The sequence below is a fragment of the Subtercola sp. RTI3 genome, assembly GCF_035018625.1.
GTDB lineage: Bacteria > Actinomycetota > Actinomycetes > Actinomycetales > Microbacteriaceae > Subtercola > Subtercola vilae.
This window is the reverse complement of record NZ_JASJXO010000014.1, coordinates 64,948-72,939: the sequence shown is the minus strand read 5'-3', so window position 1 is coordinate 72,939 and position 7,992 is coordinate 64,948. Positions and strand designations below refer to the sequence as shown.

Annotated in this window: 7 protein-coding genes; all 7 read right to left on the bottom strand. The window is 66.7% G+C overall.

Going from position 1 to position 7,992, the window contains the following annotated elements:
• Positions 1 to 129: 129 nt before the first annotated feature.
• Positions 130 to 1,224, bottom strand: a complete 1,095-nt coding sequence (locus tag QN358_RS07785; protein WP_323512033.1) for an adenosine deaminase family protein — start codon at positions 1,222 to 1,224, stop codon at positions 130 to 132.
• A 74-nt stretch (positions 1,225 to 1,298) separates the two neighbouring features.
• Positions 1,299 to 2,603, bottom strand: coding sequence for an amidohydrolase family protein (locus QN358_RS07780; RefSeq protein WP_323512032.1), 1,305 nt, complete (start codon positions 2,601 to 2,603; stop codon positions 1,299 to 1,301).
• Entirely contained in the window at positions 2,600 to 4,279 is a 1,680-nt protein-coding gene (locus tag QN358_RS07775) for a D-aminoacylase (RefSeq protein ID WP_323512031.1), read from the bottom strand. The genes QN358_RS07780 and QN358_RS07775 overlap by 4 nt, the downstream gene beginning before the upstream one ends.
• Before the next feature lie 20 nt (positions 4,280 to 4,299).
• Positions 4,300 to 5,085, bottom strand: coding sequence for an ABC transporter permease (locus QN358_RS07770; protein WP_323512030.1), 786 nt, complete (start codon positions 5,083 to 5,085; stop codon positions 4,300 to 4,302).
• Positions 5,085 to 5,876: an ABC transporter permease gene (locus QN358_RS07765; protein WP_323512029.1), complete on the bottom strand. Its 792-nt coding sequence runs from the start codon at positions 5,874 to 5,876 to the stop codon at positions 5,085 to 5,087. Before QN358_RS07765 ends, QN358_RS07770 begins: the two co-directional genes overlap by 1 nt.
• Positions 5,873 to 6,715, bottom strand: a complete 843-nt coding sequence (locus QN358_RS07760; protein WP_416351969.1) for an ABC transporter ATP-binding protein — start codon at positions 6,713 to 6,715, stop codon at positions 5,873 to 5,875. Before QN358_RS07760 ends, QN358_RS07765 begins: the two co-directional genes overlap by 4 nt.
• On the bottom strand, positions 6,715 to 7,767 hold the full coding sequence (locus tag QN358_RS07755) for an ABC transporter substrate-binding protein (protein WP_323512027.1): 1,053 nt from the start codon (positions 7,765 to 7,767) through the stop codon (positions 6,715 to 6,717). The genes QN358_RS07760 and QN358_RS07755 overlap by 1 nt, the downstream gene beginning before the upstream one ends.
• Positions 7,768 to 7,992: the final 225 nt, after the last annotated feature.

Here is a 7,992-nt window from a genome sequence, read left to right as displayed (position 1 = left end):
CCCCCCCCCCCCCCCCCCCCCCCCCCCCCCCTTTTTTTTTTTCACCCCCACCCCGCCAACCCAGATGTGTATAAGAGACAGGGCCAGGTGGGGCGAACGGGCGGAGGGGGCGTCGGCGCAGCGTGAGGGTTAGGCCGGCGCGGGCACGAGCGACGAGGCGGCGAGGGCGATTTCGGCGTGCAGAGACTGTTTCAGGGCATCCGGAGCAAAACTTGCCGTCACAGACGCGTGGGCCAGCGTGACGAGTTCGATCATTCCCCAACCGTAGGCGCCGGCTACCAGGCTCCACTCGCTTTCGAGGCGAGTGCCGATGGGCGCCGGGTCGTCGGTGTTGACGGTGACGAGAACTCCCCGGCGCTGCAGCTCGGCGAGCGGGTGCTGCTCGAGGTCGGGGTAGATGCCGAGGGTGAGGTTCGAGCGGGGGCAGATGCCGAGCGGAATCTGGTGCTCGGCGAGGTAGTCGACGAGAGCCGGGTCTTCGATGGCCCGCACACCGTGGTCGATGCGTTCGGCGTGCAGCAGGCGAATCGCATCCCACACCCCCTCTGGCCCGCTGGATTCGCCGGCGTGAACCGTGCGGCGAAGGCCAACCCGGCGGGCGATGTCAAAGGCCTCGGCGAATTTCGGACCCGTGCGGCCGGCCACCCGCTCGTCACCATCGATCGACAGCCCGACCACGCGGGAGGGCCGCGCCTCGGCCAGCCACGTCACCGCGGCAACGCCTTCGGCCGCGCTCTGGGTGCGGAGCAGTGAGTAACAGAGGTTCACCACGCAGAGCCCGTCGGCCTCGGCCTCGGCCAATCCCTCAGCGAACGCATCGAGCAGCCCGGCCACGTTGCCCGCCCACGCGTGCCAGTGCGTCGGATTGATGATCGCGTCGGTGTACCGGATGCCCGAGGCACTCTGCCGCGCAGCGAACCGGTACGCCAACCGCGCCGCCTGCTCGCGAGTCACCACCAGCCCGCCCTGCCAGTCGAGAAACTGCAGAAACCCGCTGAGCCCCGTCACCCCGATGCCGTTGGCAGCGCCGCCGCCCGTGCCGAGAGTGAACGCCTCGGGGTTACTGTGCGTGCTGATGTCGAACAGTGTCGCTGCCGGGCCGGGCAGCGCAACACCGGCCGTCTTGGCGAGTTCGATGAGGTCGGCGAGGTCGAACGAGCCTTCGAGATGCACGTGCACCTCGGCCTTGGGCAGGGCGCGGATGGCGTTTTCGTCGATGTACATGGTGTCCTGGTTCGGTACGGGTCGGTTGGGGTCGGGTCGAGTCTCGGGGGCGGGGATGCGGAGCGATTTGCGCGTCAGGCGGTAGCCGACGGCAGGGCGCCCGCGGTGACCCGCCCGCGACTGACCACTGCAACGATGTTCTCGGGAACCAGATCGCCGAGGTCGTTCCACGGCTGCCCGCGCACCACGATGAAGTCGGGCACGAAGCCCTGTCTGATGAGACCGACCGTCGCGCCGAGCCCGATGCTGGCCGCCGCATCAGAGGTCGAGGCCACGAGGGTGCACTCGGCGCTCCAGTCGAACGCCTGCTGCATGAGCCGCATCTCATCGAGCTGGCCGCCGTTGCGAACGAACCGCCCGTTGGCATCGGTACCGAGCACGAACCGCACGCCGGCACGACCTGCCTTCAGAAACATGGGGTCGCGGTCGGCGATCACTCCGCGCGCTTTCGCACTCGAGTCAGCGCGAATGGTGCCGCCGCCTGCCGCAACGATGTCGTTGATGATGAGGGTGGGCGCCACGGGAATGTTGGCCGTGACGAGCTGCTCGAGCTGGGCATCCGTCATTCCTGTACCGTGCTCGATGGAGTCGACACCCTCGGCCAACGCGATGTCGATGCCCTCGGCCGAGTGCGAGTGTGCAGCGACGAGCATGCCGAGCGCGTGCGCCTCGTCGATGGTCGCGGCGAGTTCGGCACGGGTCTGGTTGCGCCAACCCACCTGGTCACCCATTGAGAGGATTCCGCCGCTGGTGTAGATCTTGATGCCCGTCGCGCCTTCGCGAGCCCACTCCCGCACGAGTCTGCGGCACTCGTCGGGCGAATCGGCGACCGGCGGGCGAGTGCGAAAACGCGGGGGAGTGAACAGGTCGCCGTGACCGGCCGTCATGCCCACCGGCCCGTTCGACAACAGCCGCGGCCCCGCCAGCACACCCTGGTCGAACGCGCGGCCGACCGAGATCTGAATCGACGACGCCGCGAGGTCGCGCAGAGTGGTCACGCCGAATGCCGCAAAACGTTGTGCGTGCGCGGCCACGTGCATGGCCTGCTCCTCGGGCGGCGTGACCAGGGGCCACGCGTCACCGGGGCCCGCACCGTCGATGACGCTGGTGTCGAGGTGAACGTGCGTGTCGACGAGCCCCGGAATCAGCGAGAGGCCGGGGTAGCGGTCTGCTGCTGCCGCGTCGGCTGACGTTGCGGAACCTGCTGATGCTGCCGAACCTGCTGATGCCGGCGTCACGTCGGTCAGCCGGTCTCCGCTCCACGTCACCGTGCTCGGCCCCACGAGTGTCTCGCCGTTCCACACGGTGATGCCGGTGAGGGTTCCCTCGGTGCCGGTGCTGGTGCTGCTGCTGCTGCTGGTGCTGGTCGTCGTGCTCATGCTGTTGCCTTCTGTTCAGTGTTGTTCTGTTCGCTGCCGCCCTGAGCTGACGGCTCCGGATGCCCGGCCCGCAGCACTCGCCCCAACCGCTCACCCGTGAACTCGCCCCCGTCAACCACCACGTGGCCCGCGAGCACGACGTACGAAATCCCCTCGGGCCGAGCCGACGGAGTCGCCGGCGACCCACCGGCGTGCCCCACCGTCGCCGGGTCGAACACCACCACGTCAGCGATCGACCCCGGCAGCAGCGTTCCCCGCCCGACGAGCCCGAACTGCGACGCGGTGGCCGAGGTCATCTTGCGAATCGCCTCCGGCAGCGCCAGCACACCGAGATCACGGCTGTATGTGCCGAGAACCGTGGGAAAGCATCCCCAGGCCCGCTGGTGAGCGAGCCCCACCGGAATCGAGTTGTCAGACCCGATCATGATCAGCGGGTCGGCGAGAATCTCCCGCACATCACTCTCGGCCATCAGCTCGTAGACCATCATCGACGCAGGGTCGTCGAGCACCGCGTCGCAGAGCGCCTGCCACGGCGTGATACCGGCCGAGGAGGCCAGTTCGGCGAGCGTACGCCCCTGCCGGGCCGGGTCGATGTGCATACTGATCGTCACGCCGGCGGGGGTGGTCTGGTGCCACGATCCGGGCGACCCTCCCTCGGGCGGTGTCGCGGCCTCGAGGGCGATGGCGTGCCAGCGTTCACGTTCGTCGGGGTCACTCAATCGGTCGAGCATCCGATCGCGGCTGCCTTCCTGAATGGCGCTGGGAAAGAGGGCCGCCAGAAACGTTTCACCGGTCGTGTACGGGTACTGATCGCCGAATACCTCGATGCCCTCGGCCCGTGCGGCTCGAATCGTCTCGAGCAGAAACGATGCCGTGCCGTGGTTCTGGATGCCCGCGACCTTGCAGTGCGAGATCTGCAGTTTCACGCGCGCACGTCGCGCCACCTCGATGGCTTCGGCCATACCCTCGGCCAAGTGGCTGCCTTCGTCGCGCAAGTGTGTCGCGTACGCACGCTGCCACCGCGACGCCACCCGCGCGATCGCAGTCACCTCATCGACGTTCGCGTACGAGCCCGGTGCGTAGATCAGCCCGGTCGAGAACCCGATCGCGCCGTCGGCGAAGGCCTCGTCGGCCAGCTCGGCCATGCGCTCGATGGCGCCCGGTTCGAGACCCACCGCCATGCCGTTCGCACTCATGCGCAGGGTGTGGTGGCCGACCAGTGACGCGATATGGTTCGTCGGCCCCGCCGCCTCGATCTCGTCGAGATACTCACCGAAGGTGCGCGGGTGCGACACGACCCCGGCTTTCGTCGTCGAGGAGATGGGCCGGTGGTGCTCAACCGCGACCTCGTCGACGAGCGGGGCGGCAGAGTTGCCGCAGTTGCCGACGATCTCGGTCGTCACGCCCTGATACAACTTGAACGGCTGCGGCTCGGCCATCAGCGGAACAACATCGGAGTGCGTGTGCGGGTCGATGAACCCGGGCGCCACGGCGAGTCCGGTCGCGTCGATCACCCGCACGGCTGTCACTTCGAGCGCGGGGCCGATGGCCACGACCCGGTCGCCCACAATGGCCACGTCGGCGACGACCCCGGCAGAGCCGAGGCCGTCGTACACGGTGCCGCCTCGCACGAGCAGGTCGACGATGGCGGCGGCGACTGCAGCCTCGTCTGTCACAGCGCCCATCCCAGCGCCCATCACAACGCCCCGAATCGGCGTTGAACCAGGGCGTCGAGAATGCTCACCACGGTATACGCGAGCATCGTGAACCCGGTGATCAGAACCGCGGATGCCCACATGGCGTCGTACCCGAAACTGCCGGCCGAGCGCGAGATGAACCCGCCGAGGCCTTCACCGGTGGCCAGCCACTCGCCGATCATGGCGCCCGTGACCGCAGCCGGAATCGAGATGCGTGCCGACGCCATCACGGCCGGAAGAGACCCCGGCAGGGCCACCTTCCACAGCAGATCGAAGTTGCTGCCACCGTATGCGTAGACCAGATCGCCGTGCTGGGCCTGCGCCTGCCGCAGACCGAACAGCACGTTGGCCAGCGCGGGAAGGAATACCACGAGCGTGACGATCGCCGTCACACCACCGATACCCACACCGAACAGCAGCGTGATGAGCGGCGTGATGACGATGACCGGAATCGAGCGCAGAATCGTAGCCGTCGGCATGAACACGTTCTCGAGCGTCACAGAAAGGCTGAAGAACACCGCAGCGACGAACGCAACCGCGAGCCCCACGAGATACCCCACCGCGAAGTCCCGGATGGTCGCGAGCAGGTAGCCCGAGATCTCGATGCGGTTCGCGTCGGCTTTCTTGGCGCTGAACAGGTACGACCACACGTCGCTCGGGCTCTTGCCGATGAGCGGGCTGATGTGAAAGACCTGCAGAAACAGAATCCAGATGATCGTGGCAATGACGGCAGCGAGCAGAACCAAGGCCACACGGTTGACGACGAGTCGTGAAATGGTGGGCATCAGTTGCCCCCTTCCCGGCGCACCCAGGGCGTCACATACCGGCCGATGAGCCCCACCAGGGCATAGCCCAGCAGCGCGATCAGGCCGGCGAGGATGCTCATGCCCCACACCCGGTCGGGAGTGGCCGCACGCTGGGCCGCGTTCAATGCCACGCCGATACCGCTGTCGATGCCGCCGAGGTATTCCCCGACCACGGCGCCGAGAAGCGCTCCCGGAACGGCGATCTTCAGTGCCGTGATCACAGCGGGTATCGCGGCGATCAGCTGTACCTTTCGAATCTGCGTGAAACGGCTGCCGCCATACGCGCTCACGAGATCAAGCGCCGTGCGCGACGCCGACCGCATGCCCAGAATGGCGCCGATCATCGTGGTGAAGAACACCAGCAGTGCAGCCAGGAAGATGGCGGCCGTGCGACCGCCGAAGATCAGGATGATGATCGGCCCCACCGCAGTGATGGGCAGGCACTGGCTCACGACACCCAGCTGCGTGACGACCTCTTCGAGCTTCGGAATGATCAACACGATCGAAGCGACCAGCAGCCCGGCCAGGTTGCCCCAGAGGTATCCCCAGCCGGCACGTTCGAGGGTCGAGCGCAGGTTCGGCAGGTAGAACGAGCCGAAGTCGCGAAAGACACTGTCGGCCGTGACCCACGGGGTCGGGATGATCGAACTGCTGGGCAACACGGTCGAGAACAGTGTCCAGATGAGCAGCAGCAGCACGATACCCACCGTGCCGCCGAGCCACGGCCGGGCCAGCGCCCGCACCAGGGCGGGGCTGGTTTCGCGACTCACGCCGAGGCCTCTGCGGTGCCGGTGATGCCGGTGCCGCGCGGCGCATGGGCGTCGAACAGCAGCTCGCTGAGGTGGTCGACGATCTCGTGGAACTCGGGGCTTCGAAGCGTGTCGGCCGAACGCGGGCGCGGCAGGTTGATGGGCACCATCTCGACGATGCGGCCCGGGCGAGCCGACATCACGGCGACGTAGTCTGACAGCAACACGGCCTCGGCGATGCCGTGGGTCACCATCAGGGTGGTGACGGGCCGCTCGCTCCAGATGCGTTGCAACTCGAGGTTGAGGCGCTGGCGGGTCATGTCGTCGAGCGCACCGAACGGTTCGTCGAGCAGCAGGAAGTCGGGGCGCACCACCAGTGACCGGGCGATGGAGACGCGCTGGCGCATCCCGCCGGAGAGCTGCGAGGGCCGGGCGTTCTCGAAGCCGGTGAGCCCGACCAGGTCGATGAGCTCCTGCACAGCCGTGTCATCGCGTCTGCCGATGATTTCGAGGGGGAGACGGATGTTCGTGCGAACCGAGCGCCATGGCAGCAGCGCCGAATCCTGAAAGGCGATGCCGAGGTTTCCGCGTTCGCGACTGCGGCCGCGGCGTGCCACCTCGCCGTTCACGCTCGCGGTGCCCTCTGAGGGGGTCTCAAGGCCAGCCAGGATGCGGAGAATCGTCGATTTTCCGCATCCTGACGGCCCGAGAAGAGAGACAAACGACCCACGCGGTGTCGTCAGGTTGATGCCGTCGAGCGCGGTGACGCTTCTGCGGCCGAGCCGAAATGTCTTCGACAGGTCGGTTACGGCGACACCGATGGCGTCAGCCGACACGGTTGTGGGCGTTGTCTCCATCATCATTTGAGATCCGGGTTCTCCTTGTAGACGTCGTTGATGACCGACGTGTCGAACAGCTGGTCAGCGGTGATGTCGATCTTCGCCAGCTTCAAAGCGGTGATCGACTGGTCGACCAGGGCCGGCGTGATCGTGAGCAGACCGTTGGCCTTGGTGTCGTCGGTCACCATCAGGGTGTTCTGAATCGTGATCGCCGCGAGCTGCGAGTCGTAGTTGAAGTTCTGGTCTTTTCCGTAGGTCTCGACCGTGATCTTCGTTGCGGTGGCGGGGTCTGCCACGGCGTCTTTCCAGCCCTTGATGATGGCTTTCAGTGCCGCCTTGAGCTCGTCGCGGTGGTTGTCGATGGTGTCTTGCGACGCCACGAGGGTCTCGCCGACGAGCGGCAAGCCCTGGTCGGCCAGCAAGAACTGAACGGACGGGGTCTTGGCTGTGCCGACGGTACCGGTGAACGAGGTCGTGTACCCGTTGTATCCGTCGACCTGGCCGCTGGCGAGCTGGTCGGGGCCGTTGGTCTGCGGCACCGTCTTGACGTCGTCGCTGGTCAGGTTGTTCGCCGCCAGGAAGGCCTGCCACGCGAGCGTGTTGAAGTCGGAGACCGCGATGGTCTTGCCTTTCAGCGAGGCGGCCGTCGTCAGCGGTGAGCTGGCCAGCGACACCACGTTGAACGGGTTCTTCTGGTAGTCGGCGGCGATGATCTTGATCGCCGCACCCTTGACCACGGCGGGCGCCGTGATGAGCGGCGAGCTGATTCCGATCAGCGACTTGCCGGTCGCGACCTGGGCTTCGGCCGACACGGCCGACGAGCCACCGGCCGTCAGGCTCACCGAGTTGAAGCCGGCAGAGGTGAAGTAGCCGTTCTTGTCGGCGAAGAACTCACCGGCGAACTCGGTGTTCTTCAGGTAGGAGAGCTGAATGTCGATGTCGCCGTAGCTGGCGGCGGCACCCGAGGTGCTGGGCGAGGTCGAGGCGCCACTCGAGCAGGCGGAGAGAGCAATGGCGGCGGCGACGCCGAGTGCGGCGATCGACGCGAGTCGACCGGTGCGGGAAAGTTTCACGGTGTGTCCTCTGTGGCTTCTGATGGATGCGGGCGGGGTGTGTGCGAGCGGGTCGTGCTGCGGAGTGCGCGGTGTGCGGGTTTTGTGCGGGTTATGTGCACTGCTCACGCAGCTGTGAGAACTCGAACAATCCGACGATAACGGCTGCCAGATTCATCTAGTCAACAAGTTGAAATGTAGCGACACAATGGAGAATCGCACCAAAGGCCGAGCGGCTGCCGGGGG

What these genes read in the sequence shown, in the direction of transcription:
- QN358_RS07770 (WP_323512030.1), bottom strand. Translation starts at nt 5,085, where the DNA reads ATGCCCACCATTTCACGACTCGTCGTCAACCGTGTGGCCTTGGTTCTG.
- QN358_RS07785 (WP_323512033.1), bottom strand. Translation starts at nt 1,224, where the DNA reads ATGTACATCGACGAAAACGCCATCCGCGCCCTGCCCAAGGCCGAGGTG.
- QN358_RS07780 (WP_323512032.1), bottom strand. Translation starts at nt 2,603, where the DNA reads ATGAGCACGACGACCAGCACCAGCAGCAGCAGCAGCACCAGCACCGGC.
- QN358_RS07760 (WP_416351969.1), bottom strand. Translation starts at nt 6,715, where the DNA reads ATGATGGAGACAACGCCCACAACCGTGTCGGCTGACGCCATCGGTGTC.